At 65.1% G+C, this 16,724-nt stretch carries 15 protein-coding genes; 9 read left to right on the plus strand and 6 right to left on the minus strand.

What is annotated here, in order from left to right:
• Positions 1-382: 382 nt before the first annotated feature.
• Both NOF55_RS20890 and NOF55_RS20895 read right to left on the minus strand, forming a co-directional pair.
• Complete coding sequence (locus NOF55_RS20890) at positions 383-1,723, minus strand: hypothetical protein (protein ID WP_306413058.1); 1,341 nt, start codon at positions 1,721-1,723, stop codon at positions 383-385.
• Between the two features lie 27 nt (positions 1,724-1,750).
• Entirely contained in the window at positions 1,751-2,944 is a 1,194-nt protein-coding gene (locus tag NOF55_RS20895) for a hypothetical protein (RefSeq protein WP_306413059.1), read from the minus strand.
• A gap of 261 nt (positions 2,945-3,205) precedes the next feature.
• On the opposite strand from NOF55_RS20895, the gene NOF55_RS20900 reads away from it, so the two are divergent.
• Positions 3,206-3,721 carry a hypothetical protein gene (locus NOF55_RS20900; RefSeq protein WP_306413060.1) on the plus strand — a complete coding sequence of 172 codons (516 nt, stop codon included), beginning with the start codon at positions 3,206-3,208 and terminating at the stop codon, positions 3,719-3,721.
• A 112-nt stretch (positions 3,722-3,833) separates the two neighbouring features.
• On the opposite strand, the gene NOF55_RS20905 is transcribed toward NOF55_RS20900, so the two are convergent.
• From NOF55_RS20905 to NOF55_RS20915, 3 genes are all read right to left on the minus strand, one after another.
• Entirely contained in the window at positions 3,834-5,024 is a 1,191-nt protein-coding gene (locus NOF55_RS20905) for a site-specific integrase (protein ID WP_306413061.1), read from the minus strand.
• Positions 5,021-5,317 carry a hypothetical protein gene (locus NOF55_RS20910; RefSeq protein ID WP_306413062.1) on the minus strand — a complete coding sequence of 99 codons (297 nt, stop codon included), beginning with the start codon at positions 5,315-5,317 and terminating at the stop codon, positions 5,021-5,023. Before NOF55_RS20910 ends, NOF55_RS20905 begins: the two co-directional genes overlap by 4 nt.
• 332 nt (positions 5,318-5,649) lie before the next feature.
• The gene (locus tag NOF55_RS20915) at positions 5,650-7,020 is read right to left on the minus strand and encodes a malonyl-CoA decarboxylase (RefSeq protein WP_306413063.1); all 1,371 of its coding nucleotides are present in this window, start codon (positions 7,018-7,020) and stop codon (positions 5,650-5,652) included.
• Positions 7,021-7,305: 285 nt separating this feature from the next.
• Between NOF55_RS20915 and NOF55_RS20920 the strand changes: the two genes are divergently transcribed.
• The 8 genes from NOF55_RS20920 to NOF55_RS20955 all read left to right on the plus strand — a co-directional run bounded on the left by NOF55_RS20920 (position 7,306) and on the right by NOF55_RS20955 (position 15,992).
• Positions 7,306-8,346: a LacI family DNA-binding transcriptional regulator gene (locus tag NOF55_RS20920; RefSeq protein WP_306413064.1), complete on the plus strand. Its 1,041-nt coding sequence runs from the start codon at positions 7,306-7,308 to the stop codon at positions 8,344-8,346.
• Positions 8,347-8,365: 19 nt separating this feature from the next.
• Positions 8,366-9,385 carry an ABC transporter substrate-binding protein gene (locus tag NOF55_RS20925; protein ID WP_306413065.1) on the plus strand — a complete coding sequence of 340 codons (1,020 nt, stop codon included), beginning with the start codon at positions 8,366-8,368 and terminating at the stop codon, positions 9,383-9,385.
• 101 nt (positions 9,386-9,486) lie between these two features.
• A complete protein-coding gene (locus NOF55_RS20930) occupies positions 9,487-10,314 on the plus strand; it encodes an ABC transporter permease (RefSeq protein WP_306413066.1) in 828 nt (275 codons plus the stop codon).
• The gene (locus tag NOF55_RS20935; RefSeq protein ID WP_306413067.1) at positions 10,311-11,090 is read left to right on the plus strand and encodes an ABC transporter permease; all 780 of its coding nucleotides are present in this window, start codon (positions 10,311-10,313) and stop codon (positions 11,088-11,090) included. Before NOF55_RS20930 ends, NOF55_RS20935 begins: the two co-directional genes overlap by 4 nt.
• Positions 11,083-12,108, plus strand: a complete 1,026-nt coding sequence (locus NOF55_RS20940) for an ABC transporter ATP-binding protein (RefSeq protein WP_306413068.1) — start codon at positions 11,083-11,085, stop codon at positions 12,106-12,108. Before NOF55_RS20935 ends, NOF55_RS20940 begins: the two co-directional genes overlap by 8 nt.
• Before the next feature lie 5 nt (positions 12,109-12,113).
• Positions 12,114-13,040 carry a nucleoside hydrolase gene (locus tag NOF55_RS20945; protein WP_306413069.1) on the plus strand — a complete coding sequence of 309 codons (927 nt, stop codon included), beginning with the start codon at positions 12,114-12,116 and terminating at the stop codon, positions 13,038-13,040.
• Positions 13,037-14,824, plus strand: coding sequence for an adenine deaminase (locus NOF55_RS20950; protein ID WP_306413070.1), 1,788 nt, complete (start codon positions 13,037-13,039; stop codon positions 14,822-14,824). Before NOF55_RS20945 ends, NOF55_RS20950 begins: the two co-directional genes overlap by 4 nt.
• A 4-nt stretch (positions 14,825-14,828) precedes the next feature.
• Positions 14,829-15,992, plus strand: a complete 1,164-nt coding sequence (locus NOF55_RS20955) for a M20 aminoacylase family protein (protein WP_306413071.1) — start codon at positions 14,829-14,831, stop codon at positions 15,990-15,992.
• A 30-nt stretch (positions 15,993-16,022) separates the two neighbouring features.
• On the opposite strand, the gene NOF55_RS20960 is transcribed toward NOF55_RS20955, so the two are convergent.
• Positions 16,023-16,685, minus strand: a complete 663-nt coding sequence (locus tag NOF55_RS20960; RefSeq protein WP_306413072.1) for a DUF6656 family protein — start codon at positions 16,683-16,685, stop codon at positions 16,023-16,025.
• Positions 16,686-16,724: the final 39 nt, after the last annotated feature.

Genomic DNA, 16,724 nt, shown 5'->3' on the forward strand with positions numbered 1-16,724 from the left:
TAGTCGGCAACTAAATGTTGGGTCCCGCTTGCGCCGGCGATTTTGTGAGGCGACCATTTTCTGGTAACCACAGCGAAGGGGATTTCCATGCAAGACGACCAGGACACCAGTTTCGCGGATTTCGACAGGCTCGTGAAATACGGGTCTCTCCCGAAAGACAAACTCCTGCTCCTGATCCGCTTCCAGGCGTAGGCGCTCGAACTGGTGCGGCTCAACGCCCAATCGGCGAAGGATGGCTTCCTGCGGCCCGCGATCATGGATGCGCTCGATGACTTCCGGGAAGACGAAAAGTCGCTGATGCCGGCACGCTGATTGTGCTCATCGCGTCCGCGCCCGGTTCCTGAACGTCATGCCGTCCCAGTTCGTCCATGTCGAATCCTGGTCACGCAAGGGCAATGCCTCCGGGCGCTCGACCGGATTCATTTTTGCCGAAGCCCGTCGTGATCCGGACGCATCGGTTCACGTTGCGAATCCTGCCTTGCCTGTCGTCGTCTATGGCGTTGATGTCGATGAGGTCGAACGGCGGCATAACGTGGCTGCGGACCTGGCGCGCACGACGCCGAAGGGCGGTAAGCCCAAACGCATCCGGCAGGATCAGCACACGCTGATAACCGTGGTGGCGAGCCATCATTTCACCGTCGAAGAAGTCCGCGACGATCCGTTGAGGCGCCGTGACCTTGCCCGCTGGGAAAGCCTGACGGTGAGATGGCTCAAGGCGCAGTACGGCGACCAGCTCGTGTCCGTGCTCAGACACGAGGATGAATCCCATTGGCATCTCCACGCCTATGTCCTTCCGTCGTCGCCAGACATGCGGGCGTCGGCCCTTCATCCGGGACAATGGGCCAAGGCCGAAATCATGCAGGCCGGTGCTGCTGGAGGCGAGGATTCGAAGGCGGTCAATCGGCGCGGCGACAGGGCATATAAGGCCGCGATGCGCCTCTGGCAGGACTCCTATTACGAAACCGTTGCCGCTCCATGCGGATTGACGCGCCTTGGGCCGCAGCGCCGCCGCCTGACACGCGCGGAATGGAAGGCCGAGCAGTTGCAGGCGCGGGCGCTGCGGGAAACCCTCGATCGGGCGCAGGCCGTGAAACAGACGGGAGAATCCTGGATCGCCACGACGAAGGAAAAGGCGGATCGGATCGCACGGGAAGCCACCGCCGCGACGGCGGCGGCCGAACGGCAGATGGAAGCGGCCAAGGCCGCAACGGCTGCGGCGCTCACCGCACAGGACAAGGCCGTTGCCGAACAGCGGAAAGCACAAGGAATGATGGCCCGTGTCCGGGCGGAAGCCGTGCGCGTCCGGAAAGCGTCTGCAAGGATTCAGAGCCTTCCGGGCATCCTGCGGAACATCTGGGATGGTTTCTGCCGGTCGACGGTTCAGGATCGAATCCATGCCGCCGTCGAAACCGAAATGAACGATCTCCGGGGGGCAGGCAGCGGCTGCGGCCGAACGCGCCAGAACGGCCAATGACGCGCGCCGTCGCGCCGAAGAGAAAACCCGGACGCTCGATCGGGCGCTTGCCGAAGTCGGCGCGCAACGCGATGCCGCATGGCGGGAGCTTGCACAAGTCCGGCCTCCGGAGCCGGAGAACACCGTCTCGGCCGCGATGCGCCCGAAACCTTCCGGGTGGCGGAAATAGCCCGAAATCCGGGTTTTTGCGAAGATTTCGAGCGCCAGAAACGACCCGTACAGCGACGAAATCAATCCCGGTGGTATCATTACTCATCCGGGTTCGGCTTTGAAGCCCTAACGGGCTTCGGATACGGTTGCCTCGATCATCGTGTTTCCATCGAACAGGCATCGGATGTTGAACTTGAGTTCGAGGTTGAAGCTGTTCTTCGCCAAGAACGACGACGTCAGTGAAACACGGCCGTCCGGGCGCGCCGAATAGGCGACGTCGAGGAACCGCGAGAAGTCCACGGTGGACGGGTGTGTGGCCTTCGCCTTTGCCGCCTGTTCGCAAGCCAGTGTGGCATCTCCTTGGCGGATCGGAGGTGTGGCCGTCATCGTGGTCGTTATGTCCGTCGGCCTGAACCACACGTTGAAAGCGTTTGATCCTTCGCCGCAGGTGACGAAGAAGACTGGTTCGTTCGGCTTGCTGCGCGATGTGGACTTCGCGACGGTACCCGGATCGATCTGCTTGCACCCGGCATTCTCACGGCTGATTTTGTTGATCATCGTGACGATTTGCTTCTTGAATTTCGAAGTGTCGTTATCCCAGTAGACGTCGCTCTCGACGTATACCCGTGCGCCGTCCGATGATGTCTCGATCCGGCGAAGAACTTTGCTCGGGACCCAGCCGCTGACATCCGTCAGCCACGACGGTTCGGCAATCTGGACCTGTGTCCATTCCGCCGAGCACCCCATGATCTTCACGCTCGTCGAGTTGTCTATCTGGTGATAGTGAGTCTTCCGCAGCGCCTCAGTGGCCTTCTGGTTGACGATCTTGTCCGATGTCTCCCTTGGGTTCTTACGGAGTTTGTAACTGCTGGAAACCGCCACGATAGTTCCGATACCGCATCGTTTTGCCTCTGCGGCTGCTAACTCCTCCGCCTCTTTCCTGAGTTTAGTTTGCTGATCCGCTTCGGCGAGGAGACGGGTACGTTCGACGGCAGCTTTCGCCTCGGCTTCCTTTTGGGCGATCTCGGCTTGCTCTTTCTTTCGGTTCTCCTCAACGACTTTGGCTTCCGCCTCAACCTTCCGGGCAGCCCGCGCCTCCGCGAGGCTTTCGCTCGAAGAGAGTCCGTAGTCCCTATAGATCATCTGATTGAAGACAATGGCGGCGACGAAGGTCAGCACGAATAATCCGGACGACCATTTCGCTTGCCGTATGGCGCTACGCCTCCATTTCGGAATGACGATCCTGAGCACCGAGATGACGAGCCAAATACCAGCACCCGCCCATGCGAACGCGCTGGTCATCATAAGATTTTCGAACATGAATTCCCCTTGGCAAATTTCGAACAGTATAGCACGCAAAGGTGGTGCATGTCATTGAACTCTAGGCTCGGATAAGGCGCAAATATCTGAGTGCTACGAATTTGCGCCGGTCCTTTTGCGGCGCCATCCTGTTTGCAAGGATTGGAGGACGTTCATGGGCAAGATTTCGAGGGAACGGAAACGGCAGCGGCGCACATGTGCGCGGATCGGCTGCGGCGAGAAGTTGGGAGACGGCGGCGAAGCAATCTGGCGAGCAAGGCCGTGTTGAAGCTGCTGGCGCCCATCTCAGCGGCGCTTGCACTGGCTCCGGCCAAGCCGGAAATTATTTCCGCGTCCGGGCGAGATCGTCGGCAGCCGCCGTCATGGTATCCGAACGGACCGGTAGCGTGGGCGCGCGAGCGTGGTCTCGAACCAGAGGATGTCGCGGAGGAACCGAAACAGCCGGCACCCGCGTTGCGCTCGAAAGCAACGGCATCTTGGCTGCGGCTGGTCAAGGACCTGGATCGCAGACCAACGCGCGACCGCGCGCGGGAACTCATCGAAACACGGGTCCCGTCGGAAGCTCTGGATTGGCTGCGGGATATGATCCGGGAAGAAGACTGGCTTGCTCTTCGACTGGTCGGGCATGACAGGACGGCGGAGGAAATCCGCGAACGGGCGCTTTGGGCCGCGAGAAGATGGGAGGCGATGCATGTGCCGCCGACTCCGCCCGCTGCTCCGGGTGTGCCCGACGAGACGGACGATATCACGCCTCCGGCTGGACCTCGGCCGAGGTGACCCAGGAGGATATAACGGGATAGGACGGCACGAAGGACTGGGAACGAAGGGTCGCTATGGCAACGCTTTTCGGAACATCTTGCCGCCAAGCATCGAGGGCGGCGTCCAGCCTCTACTCCTGCCGGGTCTTCTTGCGGCTGTGCCGATCCAGATAGGTTCCTAGATCGAGTCCTTCGGGGAGCGGAAGAGCCGTCAGCACTTCGATTTCTGTAGGCAATTCTTCGAGGTCCTTCGCTCCATAGCCTCGCGATACGGTCCTGAATGCATGCCATGTCTGTACATCGTTCGTGCGGTCATCGACGCGGGCAAGCCGCATGATGTCCTTCGCGGTGTGCCTCGTGCTATGAAACATGCGTTCCATCGGCTTGTGAATGCCGACGTCTTTCAGCATGCGATTCATACGTTTCGAGGCGGCCCGTGCGGGATCGCCGACACGCCCCTTGCCGTGATAGAAGGCCGCCCGAAACAGCCAGTCGGCAGCGCGGCGGCTCTTCGCATAGTCGATGAAGCCGACCTCCGTGAACAGGTCATGGAGCGCGATGATACGTTTCGACGTCGGGTTCTTGGTCTTTCGTTCTTCAGAACCGCCATCTTCCGCAATAAGTTCGGAACGCAGGTCGATCACCCAGTATCGGGCTCCGGTGAAGGTGTTCTCCATCTGATAGATGTCTCTGCCCTGCAGGAAGATCAATTCGGCGATGCGAGTGCCCGTGATCGCCCCAAGCAAGGGCAGCCATATCATGTCGGCACGTCCCTCCTGCGCGGCATGAGTGAACCAGATGTTCAGTTGCTCGACCTTGAAAGGCCGCCGTTTGACGGAACTGCGGCCATCCATGCGAACGTCGGCATCGCCGAAGGGCGAAGGGAAGCGATGCTCGGCGGCCATCTGCCGGAAGAAATGCTTGAGCGGCGAGAAATAGTTCGTTTCTATCGTCTTCGTTGTCATCGTTGGACGCGGGATTTTGAGCCTATCGTTATGGTCGGCTGCCTGTTGATGTGTCTTTCCCTTGAGATGCGGCACCACGCTCATATTCTTCGGGACACGGGCAAGCAGGTTCGACCAGCGCTGAAACTCAAGGAACGTGTACTTGTCCAAGGGCTTGTCGCCTGCGAACGTGATGAAATCCGTGATGCGGTTGTAATTCGTTGTGATTTTCTTCGGATTGACCTTCGTTTTCCTTCGAACGTCGGTCCACGTTTCCAGCGCCTCGGAGGCGAGCGGTCGCGGCGGTCCCTCGATCGAGGTCTGCACCCTCTCCGACAGGTCGGTGACCTGTTGAGACATGGCGTTGAAGCTCTTCATGATAAGCTCGATGGTCGCAGTGCCTTCCGGAGGGCGAATGCTGTCACGCTGCTGCTGATGACCTGAGTTATTCGAGGTTGCACGTCGGCGATCGTGTCGCCGAGGGTCTTGAGCTTTGCACCAAGGACTTTCTGACGCGTGCCTTCCTCAAGAAGCATTCGAAGCTCGGTTTTCTCAACTTCCACCGCAAGATGTTTTTCGTGAAGCACTTCGACTTCATGAGCATTGGCGATCAAGGTTTCGACCATATCGGTCAGTTCAGCAATGATCGCGTCCCGTATATCTGCCGTCATGTTTTTCCGCCGCGATGATCTCACGGCGGTAAATAGCTACTCGGCGTGACCGGACAGTAAACGGGCCTTACGGCGCGCGTCGGCTGTCGGGACACGCCCCAGCGGGATACGGATCGGCGTTCGGCCTAGTTTGTCCTGAAGATCGGTCGGGATGGCGATCTGGAATCGAACGCCATTTTTTCGATGAGAAAGGTACATGGTCCGCCTTGGGTAGAGCCGTGGGTATAGTTCCCGGACCGGCATATGAATGAATTTAAAATCAATTAGTTATTGGCAACTTGGGGATTTATACCACCCTCTCCGCCATCATTCCCCCACCATCCTCGAAACGTTCAGCTCCGGTTCTGCGAGCCGGAGAGGCCGAGAAGTTTCTGGGGGGCTTCGAGCCAGCCGGGGGCCTCGCCGTTTTCGGATGACCTGTTCTGCGCTAGCAGGCTCCTGACGGATTTCGAGATCGCCACGGTCTTGTCGCGGACGAAATTCTCGTTGTTTTCCTCGACCTTCGGAAGATCGTAGAGATAGTTGACCATCGCCGTGCAGGACTGGCGGAAGCCGTTGGCCGAGGTGTCGCCCAGCACATGCACCTCGTGCAGGAGCGCGCCGTTGCCGAGATGGAAGCGGGCGACGGGGTCGGCGGGCAGGCCGTTCGGGCGCTTGACGTTGACGAGATAGTCGGCGGTCAGCTTCTTCAGAAGCGGCAGGTGCGGTGTCAGCGCGCCCGGGTCCTTCGCGTCGGCCGCTTCCAGCAGGGCGGCGACCTCGGGCCGTTCCCCGGCGACGGCGCGCAGATGGCGGGTCAGGCCGGGCACCGGCGAGAGCGTCACGAAGGTCCTGATCTGCGGCAGGTCCCGGCGCAGGTCCTCGACCACCTGCTTGATCAGCGAATTGCCGAAGGAAATGCCGCGTAGCCCCTCCTGGCAGTTGGAGATCGAGTAGAAGACGGCCGTGTCGAAGTCGCTGTCCGGCACGGTTTCGCGCCCGTCGGCCAGCAGCCACTGGATCGAGCCGGGAACGCCCTTGCACAGCGCCACCTCCACGAAGATCAGCGGCTCCTCCGGCATGGCCGGGTGGAAGAAGGCGAAGCAACGGCGGTCGCCCGGCCGCAGGCGGCGTTGCAGGTCGTTCCAGTCGTTGATGGCGTGAACGGCCTCGTATTCGATGATCTTTTCCAGAATATTGGCCGGCGTTCCCCAGTCGATGTGCCTGAGGACGAGGAAGCCGCGGTTGAACCAGCTTGCGAAGAGATGCGCGAAATCGTGGTCGATCCGCGAAAGGTCGGGCTCGTCCTTCATCATGGCCAGAAGGTCGAGGCGCATGCGCACCAGCTCCTCGGTCGCGCCGGGCGCCTGGTTCAGACGGCGCAGCAGCTCCTGGCGGCGCGGCTCGGTCTCGCGCCTCAGCTGCGTGAAGGAGGCGGGGTCGCGATTGTCGCGGTAAAGCGCTGCCGCCTCGATCAGCTTTTCGGGATCGATATCGAATTCTTCCGCCAGATGCCGGAAGAAGGCCCTCTTGCCTTCGTCGTCCATCGCCCGGTACTGGGTGAGAATCTCGCGGGCGCGCTGCATGCCCGAGACTTCGCCCTGCGGAGACAGCAGCGTCTCGCACAGTTCCGTCACCGGAACGCGGCTGAGCGCCGCGGCGTTTCCCGGGCGCCGCGCAAACAGCGTTCCCATCAGATCCGCGAAAAAGGCCATCCTGCTCATGCCGCGCACTCCTCTTCGCCGGCGGTCCATCGGGTGGCCGGGCGCGGACCGCGTTCAAGGGGGTCGATTGCTTGCCGCGCCGCAGCATCGCGGGGAGTGTAGCCGCGTCTTCGCCGCAAGGCCACTCAACCATTTGGCAATGGCCCCGGCCGTTTCCAAGGGCCGCTGGCCTGCGGCGACGGTCCACAGGCAAGGGGGCGGATTTCGCATGTGCGTTGACAAGCATCGTGCGCGTGCTTTATTGGCTGTGCTTAAACGTTTAAGCGAGTGCGTGGACGCTCCCCTATGCCGCCCCAGAAACAAGCCGCCAATCTTGGCGACATCGCCCGTGCGCTCGGCGTTTCGGTCGCCACCGTCTCGAACGCCCTGTCCGGCAAGGGCCGGGTTTCGGCGAGCCTCGTGCCGCGCGTGCGGGAAATGGCCGACCGGATGGGCTATGTGCCCTCGCTCGCCGGCCGGGCCCTGCGCACCGGGCGCACGGGCGTTCTCGGCCTCGTTCTTCCCGACATCGCCAATCCGCTCTTTCCGCAGATCGCGCAGGCGATCGAGTTCGCCGCCGGTTCGGCGGGCTACGGCACGCTGATCGGCGATTCGCGCGGCGATTCCGCCGTCCAGACGGAGGCGATCCACCGGCTGGTCGAGCGCGGCGTCGACGGGCTGGTCGTCGTTCCGCGCCGCGGCACGCGCATTTCCGATGCGGACTGTCCGGTCGCCGTCATCGACAGTCCCTCGACGCCGGGCAACACGGTCTCCGCCGATCACCGGCAGGGCGGCGCGCTGGTCGGCGCGCATCTGGCCGCGCTCGGCCACCGCCGGGTGCTGCTGCTCGGCAACAATCCGGCCTCGGCCGTGCAGAACGACCGCCTCGACGGCATGCGCGACGCCCTGTCCGGCCATGCCGAGGTCGAGGTGCTGTGGATCGAGCCCTATGAGCGCGAGCGCGAGCCCGGCAGCCTGCTCGATCTGGCCGGGCACGTCGCCGCCGGCGTGACGGCGGTGGCGGCCGTTTCCGACCTGCATGCGCTGCGGGCCGTCACCGAGCTGCATCGCGCCGGCCATCGCGTTCCCGAGGATGTCAGCGTCACCGGCTTCGACGACCTGTCCTGGTCGGGCGCCATCACGCCGGCCCTGACCACCGTGCGCGCCGACATGCTGCGGATTGCGACGATCGCCGTTTCCTCGCTGGTGCGCGTCATCGAGGGCAAGGACGAGGCGCCGGACGGCTTCGTCGTTTCCACCGATGCGACGCGCGTGCCCATGTCGCTGGTCGTGCGTCAGACCAGCGGACCCGTTCGCCGGACATCATACGAAGAAACGACAAGATAAGATAAGAAGGAGCAGGAACATGCTGAAGACAGTGATTGCCGCATCGGCGCTGGCGTTCGCCGCCGTCCAGGCTCAGGCTCAGGACAGGACGCTCACCATTTCCGTCTATGCCTTCGCGCAGGACGAATACAAGGAAATCCTCTATGCGCCCTTCGAGGAGAAGTGCGGCTGCAAGCTGGTCGTCGAGACCGGCAACAGCGTCGAGCGCCTCGCCAAGATGGAGGCCAACCGGGCCAATCCGGTGATCGACATGGCGGTCGTCTCGATGGCGGACGCGCTCCAGGCCTCGCGCGCCGGGCTGATCGACACGATCGATACGGCCAGGCTCGGCAATTTCGACAAGCTCTACGATATCGCCAAAGACCCGAACGGCGACGGCATGAGCGTCGGCTATACGTTCTACTCCACCTCGATCGTCTACCGCACCGACAAGATGACGATCGAAAGCTGGGCCGACCTGCTGAAGCCGGAGTATGTCGGCCACGTCGCCTTTCCGAACGTCACCACCAACCAGGGCCCGCCGGCGCTCTACATGCTGGGCAAGGCGCTCGGCAAGGAAAGCCCGGACCTGAAGGAGGCGATTGCCGCCGTCGGCGAGAACAAGGACGATATCGTCACCTTCTACGTCCGCTCGTCGCAGCTCGTGCAGCTCATGCAGCAGGAGGAAATCTGGGCCGCCCCGATCGGCCGCTTCTCCTGGGCGCCCTTCACAAGGCTCGACCTGCCGCTCGCCTGGGCGACGCCGAAGGAAGGCCAGACGGGCGGCATGAACGTCATGGTTCTGGCCAAGGGCGCGAAGAACCCGGATCTGGCGCTGGAATTCATGGACTTCTGGCTTTCCACCGAGGTGCAGGCCAAGCTGGCCGAAAAGCTGGTGGACAGCCCGGCGAACAGGGAGGTTGAGGTTTCCGGCGCGGTGGCCGAAAACATCACCTATGGCGAGGAGACCGCCCGCAGCCTCGATCTCATCCCCTCCGCCGTGGCGCTCGACAATCGCGACGCCTGGCTGAAGGAATGGAACGCCAGCGTCGGCCAGTAATGGTCCGAACGTCGCCCGGCCCGGCCCTGCAAGCCTGCGCCGGGCGACATCCCCTTTCCTGAAGGCGGACGCCTTCCCGCACCGGTTTTTCGAGACACGCCATGTTCCAGAACCGTACCGAAGCGCTGCTTCTGGCCCTGCCCGCGGCCCTGTTCGCGGGGATCGTCTTCCTGATGCCCGTCGTCATCCTTCTGTCGGAAGGCTTTCGCGCCGGCGGTGGCTGGAGCGTTTCCGCCTACACGGATTTCTTCGCCGATCCGCTGAACCGCACCGTCTTCTGGCGCACGCTGCGGCTCGGCGCCGAGGTGACGGTGGTCGCCGCCGTCCTCGGCTATGCGGCGGCCTTCGCCATCGTCGCGCTGCCGGCCACCTCGAAGGGGCGGATGATCGGCCTCGTCATGCTGCCGATGATGATCTCGCCGGTCGCCCGCACCTATGCCTGGATCGTCATCCTCGGGCGCACCGGCATCGTCAACCAGGCGCTTCAGGGCATCGGGCTGACGGACGGGCCGCTGCGCATTCTCTTCACCGAGACGGCGGTCTTCATCGGCCTCCTGCAACTGTTCCTGCCGCTGATGATCATTTCGCTGATCTCGGCGCTGGAAAACCTGCCGAAGGACGTCATCGCGGCGGCGCGGGTGCTCGGCGCCGGCTGGCTGCGGATCTTCTGGAAGATCGTGCTGCCGCTGACCCGGGAAGGGCTGGTGATCGGCGGCACGCTGGTCTTCACCGGCTCGCTGACGGCCTACATCACCCCCGCCATTCTCGGCGGCTCCAAGGTTCTGATGCTGGAAACGCTGCTCTACCAGCGCGTCACCGTCGCCAACGACTTCGTGTCGGCCAGCGTCATCGCCCTCATTCTCGTCGTCATGAGCTTCGCGGCCAACATCCTGCTGAAGCGCATCGCAACCGTGAGGGCCGGGTCATGAGCGCGCGTCTTCCCCTCAACCTCGTCCTCGGGCTCGTCATCGTCTTCCTGATCGGGCCGTTCCTCATCATCGTCGCGGCCTCCTTCTCGGCCGGCGAGACGCTGGCCTTTCCGCCGCAGGGCTTCTCGCTGCGCTGGATCGCCAAGGTCTTCACGGTGGAGAGTTTCCGCGAAAGCTTCGTCACCTCGATGATCCTCGCCGTCGGCGGCACGCTGGTCGCGCTCGTCCTCGGCATTCCGGCCTCCTACGCCATGTCGCGCTACCGGCTGCCCTTTTCGGAAACGGTGCGCACCGTGGTGTCCGCCCCGGTCATCGTGCCCGGCATCATCGTCGGTCTGGCGCTTCTGCGCTATTTCGTCGTGCCGGTCGGCATGCCGATCACGCTGGCGCTTTTCCTCGCCCACACCGCACTGGTGCTGCCCTATGCGGTTCGCGTCGTCTCGGCCAGCCTCGGCAACCTGCGCTCGGATATCGAGGAGGCCGCCGTGCTGCTCGGCTCGTCCCGGCTGGGCGCCTTCTTCCGCGTCGTCCTGCCGAACATCCGCGGCGGCATCCTCTCCGCCTTCATCCTCGGCTTCGTGACCAGCTTCAACCAGGTGCCGGTGTCGCTGTTCCTGTCCGGTCCCGGCGTGCGCACGCTGCCCATCGACATGCTCGGCTACATGGAGATCGTCTTCGATCCGTCGATCGCCGCCCTCTCGTCGCTGCTCGCCTTCCTGTCGATGGGGATCGTGCTCCTCGCCGAACGTTTCCTCGGATTCTCCCGCTATGTCTGATCCCGCCTATCTCTCCCTCGAAAAGCTCCGGCTCTCCTACGGCAGCACGGTCGCGGTCGAAAGCCTCGATCTTACCATCGGCAAGGGCGAACTCGTCGCGCTGCTCGGCCCGTCCGGCTGCGGCAAGACCACGACGATGCGCGCCATCGCCGGGCTTCTCGCCCCCGCCGGCGGGACGATCCGCCTCGACGGGGCCGATATCACCCGCGTCGCGGCCAACCGGCGCCAGATCGGCCTGGTCTTCCAGTCCTACGCGCTGTTTCCGCACCTGACGGTGTTCGACAACGTCGCCTTCGGCCTCCGGCTCAAGGGGCTGAAGGGCGATGGGCTGCGCGCCAAGGTCGAGGCGGGGCTGGCGTCGGTCGGGCTTTCGGCCTATGCGGCCCGCAAGCCGCCGGAACTGTCCGGCGGCCAGCAGCAGCGCGTGGCGCTGGCCCGTTCGATGGTCATGGAGCCGAAGGTGCTGCTGCTCGACGAGCCGCTCTCCAATCTCGACGCCCGCCTGCGCCTCGACATGCGCACCGAGCTTCAGCGGGTGCAGGCGGAAACCGGCGTGACGATGATCTTCGTCACCCACGATCAGGCCGAGGCGCTGGCGCTGGCCGACCGGATCGTGGTGATGCGCGAGGGCCGGATCGAGCAGATCGGAACGCCGGAGGAGATCTACAACAGCCCCGCATCGCGCTTCGTCGCCGATTTCGTCGGGTTCGAGAACATCTACGCCATCCGAGACGGCGCGCTGCATGGGCCGAAGGGCGTCGTGCCGGCCAGCGGCGACCTGCCGCCGGGGGCGGTGGGGCTCGCCTTCCGCCCGCGCCATGTCGCGCTCGGCTCCGGCCCGCTCGCCGGCATCGTGCGCGGCGTGTCCTTTGCCGGCGGCACGCGCGAATACGTGCTGGAGGCGCCGTTCGGCACGGTCAAGGCCGAGGCCGATGCGTCGCTGAAGGCCTATGGGCTCGGCGACACCGTCGCCTTCGACCTGCCGGTGGCGCGCGCCGCGCGTCTGGAAAGGGATTGAGCGCGATGGGCGTATGGATCGATACCGACATGGGCTTCGACGATATCGCCGCCATTCTGGTGGTGGTGCATCAGGGCCTTGCCATCGACGGCGTTTCGCTGTGCTTCGGCAATACGCATCTGGAACAGGTGCGCCGCAACGCCGCCGGCGCGGCGCAGGCCTTCGGCTGGCGCTTCCCGTTCCACACCGGCCGGGAAAGGCCGGTGCTGGCGGAGCTCGAAACCGCCGCTGCCATTCTCGGCGACACTGGCATTCCGACACTCGGACGCACGCTTCCCGCAGCCGACGACCTGCCGGGCGGCAATGCCTTCCTAGCGCTCGGCGACTGGCTGGCCGATGGCCACGGCGAAAAGCGCATCCTCGCGCTCGGGCCGCTTTCCAACATCGCGGCTCTGGCGCTGGCGCGGCCCGATCTCGCCGCGAATATCGACGAACTCGTCTGGATGGGCGGCGGCCTCACCTCCGGCAACCATACGGCTTCGGCGGAATTCAACGCGCTGGCCGATCCGGAAGCGCTCGCCATCGTGCTGTCGCACGGCCTGCCGCTGAAGATGGTCGATCTCGATTTCTGCCGCAGGATCCTGTCGACGCCCGACGATGTGACGCCGATCCGCGCGGCGGGCGGGCGTAATGCCGAATTGCTGGCCGACATGACCGCGGGCTTCATCGACATCGCCATTTCGCGCGGCCGGCCTGCCATGTCGCTCTACGATCCCGCCGCCGCCGCCGCTTTCGTCCGGCCCGATCTCGTCCGTTACGCGCAGGCCCATGTCGCGGTCGAGCTTGCGGGGTGCCTCACGCGTGGCCGCACCGTGGTCGAGACGCGCCCGACCCATGCGGCGTTCAACGCGGCCTATGCCGCCGATTGCGATGTGGAGGCGGTGCGCGCCATCGTGTTCGGCGCGCTCGAAGCCGAGGCGTCGAAAGCATGAGCGCCCTGCCGCCAGAACCGTTCGATCTCGCCGACCCGGCGCTGCGGCGCCGCGCGGTCGCCGCCGCCCGCGGCGCGGCCCCCTTCGACCGGCTGGTCACGGGTGGCACGCTGGTCGACATGGTGACGGGCGAGCGCCGCGCCGCCGATATCGGCCTCGTCGGGCCGCTGATCGCCTCGGTGCATGCGCCCGGCAGCCGCAGCGACGCGACCAGCTTCGTCGATGCGGCGGGCGGCTTCGTCGCGCCCGGCCTCATCGATACGCACATGCATGTCGAAAGCTCGATGATCACGCCGGCGACCTATGCCGATGCGGTGGTGCCGCGCGGCGTCACCACCGCCGTCTGGGACCCGCACGAGTTCGGCAACGTCCACGGCGTGGCCGGCGTCGACTGGGCGGTGGAGGCCACGCGCGGCCTGCCGCTGCGCTTCGTCGTGCTGGCGCCGTCCTGCGTGCCCTCCGCGCCGGGGCTGGAGCTGGCCGGAGCCGATTTCGATGCACAGGCCGTATCCGCCCTTCTGGCGCGGCCGGAGATCGGCGGCATCGCCGAGGTCATGGCGATGCGCAACGTCATCGACGGCGAGCCGCGGATGAGCGCCATCGTCGATGCCGGCCTCGCTGCGGGCAAGCCCGTCTGCGGCCATGCCCGCAGCCTGTCCGGCGCCGATCTCCAGGCCTTCATGGCGGCGGGAATCTCCTCCGACCACGAACTGGTCTCCGGCGACGACCTGATCGCCAAGCTGCGCGCCGGGCTGACCATCGAGCTGCGCGGCTCGCACGACCATCTTCTGCCGGATTTCGTCGCGGCGCTGAACCGGCTCGGCCACCTGCCGCAGACGGTGACGCTCTGCACCGACGACGTTTTTCCGGACGATCTTCTGAACGGCGGCGGGCTGGACGATGTGGTGCGCCGGCTGGTGCGCTACGGGCTCAGGCCGGAATGGGCGCTTCAGGCCGCGACCCTCAACGCCGCCCGGCGTCTCGGGCGCGAGGATCTCGGCCTGATTGCCGCTGGCCGCCGTGCCGATCTGGTCGTTTTCGAGGATCTTGCCGATTTCCGCGTCCGTGCCGTCGTTGCTAACGGCGTTACCGTTGCGGAAGGCGGTGCGACGTCGGCCCCCTCGCGTCGCACCGCCACTCATGCTTTCGCCGCCTCGGTCAAGGTCGCGCCGCTGGCGCCCGAAGCGTTCCGCGTTCCGTCCCGGGGGCGGCGCGTTCGCGTCGCGACCATCGACCGGCCGCGCTTCACTCAATGGGGCTCGGCGGAAACGGAGGTCGCGGACGGTTTCGTCGTTCCGCCGCCGGGCGCGACGTTGATCGCGGTCGTCCACCGCCACGGCCGGGCGGAAGCCGTGCCGCGCGTCGGTTTCCTGCGCGAATGGGGGGCGTGGAAAGGGGCCTTCGCCACCACCGTCGCCCATGACAGCCACAACCTCACCGTCTTCGGCGGCAACGAGATCGACATGGCGATCGCCGCCAATGCCGTCATCGCCGCCGGCGGCGGCATGGCGGTCGCCGCGGGCGGGCAGGTGCGGGCGCTTCTGCCGCTGCCGGTCTCCGGCCTCGTGTCGGAAGCGCCGCTCGCCGACGTGGCGGAAGGCTTCGCGGCGCTGCGGGCGGCGATGGACGATGTGGTCGAATGGCAGCCGCCCTATCTGGTGTTCAAGGCCTGCTTCGGCGCGACGCTGGCCTGCAATGCCGGCCCGCACCAGACCGACCGGGGCATTGCCGATGTCGCGACCGGCCGCGTGCTGGCATCGCCCGTGCTCGACATCCTGGAGTGATCCGATGAGCGAACCCATAGCAGACGATCTTCCGTTCCTGACGGCATTGCGCCGCGATCTTCATGCCCATCCGGAACTGGGCTTCGAGGAGGAACGCACGGCCGGCATCGTCGCCCGCCTGCTGGAAGAGGCCGGCATTGCCGTCCATCGCGGCCTCGGCGGCACCGGCGTCGTCGGCACGCTGCGGGCCGGCAGCGGCACGCGCGCCATCGGCCTGCGCGCCGACATGGATGCGCTGGCCATGCCGGAAACGGCGGACCGGCCCTACAAGTCGAAATTCGCGGGCAGGATGCACGCCTGCGGCCATGACGGTCATACCACGCTTCTCATCGGCGCGGCGCGGGCGCTTGCGAAAAGCCGGAACTTCTCCGGTACGGTGCATTTCATCTTCCAGCCTGCCGAGGAAGGGCTGGGCGGCGCGCGGCGGATGGTGGAGGACGGGCTTTTCCGGCTCTTTCGCTGCGACGCGGTCTACGGGCTGCACAACATGCCGGGCCTCGACCCGGATGAGATCGCCGTGGTCGAGGGGCCGCAGCTCGCCTCCTCCGACAGCTGGCACGTGACGTTGCGGGGCATGGGCACGCACGGCGCCAAGCCGCATCTGGGGCGTGACCCGATCACCGCCGCCGGCACGTTCCTCGCCGCATTGCAAACCATCGTCGGGCGGGTGGTGGACCCGCTCCAGCCCGCCGTCGTCAGCGCCTGCTCGGTGCAGGCCGGCAATCCCAAGGCGCTCAACGTCATCCCGGACATGGTGGAGATCGGCGGCACGGCGCGGGCCTATTCGCCTCAGGTGCGCGACCAGCTCGAGGAAGAGATCGGCAGGCTGGCGCAGGGCACGGCGGCGATGTTCGCCCTAGGCGCCGAATACCGTTTCCAGCGGCGCATTCCGCCGGTCGTCAACCATCCTGACGCCACGTCCCGGGCGCTTGGCGCCGCCCGCGACGTGTTCGGAGACAAGGTGCGGACCGCCTTTCCGCCTTCGACGGCGGGCGACGACTTCGCCTTCTTCGGCCAGCAGGCGCCGGCCTGCTATGTCTGGCTCGGAAACGGCCCGGCCGTCGATGGCGCGCTGCACCACAATACGGCCTATGATTTCAACGACGCGTCGATCGGCCCCGGCGTCCGTTTCTGGACGCGGCTCGTCGAGCGGGAACTGGCGGGTTAGGGTCCGGGAATGTTCTTGGGTGTGCCCGCTTCAGGCGCGCGGCGGTGTCGCGCGGGCGCGCAGCGTGTCCTCGGGCGTGCCGGTGCTGGTGGCCGCGACGTGGAAGAACGCCTTGACGAGATCGCGGGTCTGGAAAGCGATGCCGTTGACGCCCAGGTTGCGGTTGAAGCCGAGCGGATTGCCGGCGCGGTCGACCTGAACGTGCAGGCCGAAGAACATCTGGTCGTAGGAGCGGCTGAGCGGTTTCAGGAAATGGGTCGTGTCCGAGGTGTCGAGCTGGCCGGAGAAATTCGCGAGGAAGACCTGGACCAGATCGTATCTGTCATGTTCGTAATCGGTAATGATCTCGCCGAACTTGCAGGCGCCCAGATGCGGGGCGCTGAGCAGGGTGGCGGCGCGCACGGCCTTGTGGAGCGTGTGGCCGGAGGGCAGCTTGGCGGTGATGCGCTTGCAGGTCTCCTCGCCGATCAGCGCAAGGTTCTCCCGCGTGGCGTCGGCCACCTCGCCGGCGGTCATGTCGTCGGTGATCTGCCGCAGCTTGCGGATCGCGACCTTTTCGCCATAGAACCAGTGGCCGTAGCGGGAGGGTGCCGGCGTGGCCGCCTGCTTGTGCTCGACGACCGCCTTCGGCGGGGCCTTGCGGCGACCCTCCGGTTTTGCCGATCGCCCGGAAAGCATTGCAACGTTGTTCATGCTGTTCCCCGTCGTTCCTGGGTTCGTCCACCGGATTCT

Origin of the sequence: Ectorhizobium quercum, assembly GCF_026552795.1 — a bacterium.
GTDB lineage: Bacteria > Pseudomonadota > Alphaproteobacteria > Rhizobiales > Rhizobiaceae > Ectorhizobium > Ectorhizobium quercum.

Bases quoted from the DNA above. Each gene is read 5' to 3' on its own strand.
- NOF55_RS20890 (WP_306413058.1), bottom strand. From the start codon at position 1,723: ATGATACCACCGGGATTGATTTCGTCGCTGTACGGGTCGTTTCTGGCG.
- NOF55_RS20895 (WP_306413059.1), bottom strand. From the start codon at position 2,944: ATGTTCGAAAATCTTATGATGACCAGCGCGTTCGCATGGGCGGGTGCT.
- NOF55_RS20905 (WP_306413061.1), bottom strand. From the start codon at position 5,024: ATGAAGAGCTTCAACGCCATGTCTCAACAGGTCACCGACCTGTCGGAG.
- NOF55_RS20910 (WP_306413062.1), bottom strand. From the start codon at position 5,317: ATGACGGCAGATATACGGGACGCGATCATTGCTGAACTGACCGATATG.
- NOF55_RS20915 (WP_306413063.1), bottom strand. From the start codon at position 7,020: ATGAGCAGGATGGCCTTTTTCGCGGATCTGATGGGAACGCTGTTTGCG.
- NOF55_RS20920 (WP_306413064.1), top strand. From the start codon at position 7,306: ATGCCGCCCCAGAAACAAGCCGCCAATCTTGGCGACATCGCCCGTGCG.
- NOF55_RS20925 (WP_306413065.1), top strand. From the start codon at position 8,366: ATGCTGAAGACAGTGATTGCCGCATCGGCGCTGGCGTTCGCCGCCGTC.
- NOF55_RS20930 (WP_306413066.1), top strand. From the start codon at position 9,487: ATGTTCCAGAACCGTACCGAAGCGCTGCTTCTGGCCCTGCCCGCGGCC.
- NOF55_RS20935 (WP_306413067.1), top strand. From the start codon at position 10,311: ATGAGCGCGCGTCTTCCCCTCAACCTCGTCCTCGGGCTCGTCATCGTC.
- NOF55_RS20940 (WP_306413068.1), top strand. From the start codon at position 11,083: ATGTCTGATCCCGCCTATCTCTCCCTCGAAAAGCTCCGGCTCTCCTAC.
- NOF55_RS20945 (WP_306413069.1), top strand. From the start codon at position 12,114: ATGGGCGTATGGATCGATACCGACATGGGCTTCGACGATATCGCCGCC.
- NOF55_RS20950 (WP_306413070.1), top strand. From the start codon at position 13,037: ATGAGCGCCCTGCCGCCAGAACCGTTCGATCTCGCCGACCCGGCGCTG.
- NOF55_RS20955 (WP_306413071.1), top strand. From the start codon at position 14,829: ATGAGCGAACCCATAGCAGACGATCTTCCGTTCCTGACGGCATTGCGC.
- NOF55_RS20960 (WP_306413072.1), bottom strand. From the start codon at position 16,685: ATGAACAACGTTGCAATGCTTTCCGGGCGATCGGCAAAACCGGAGGGT.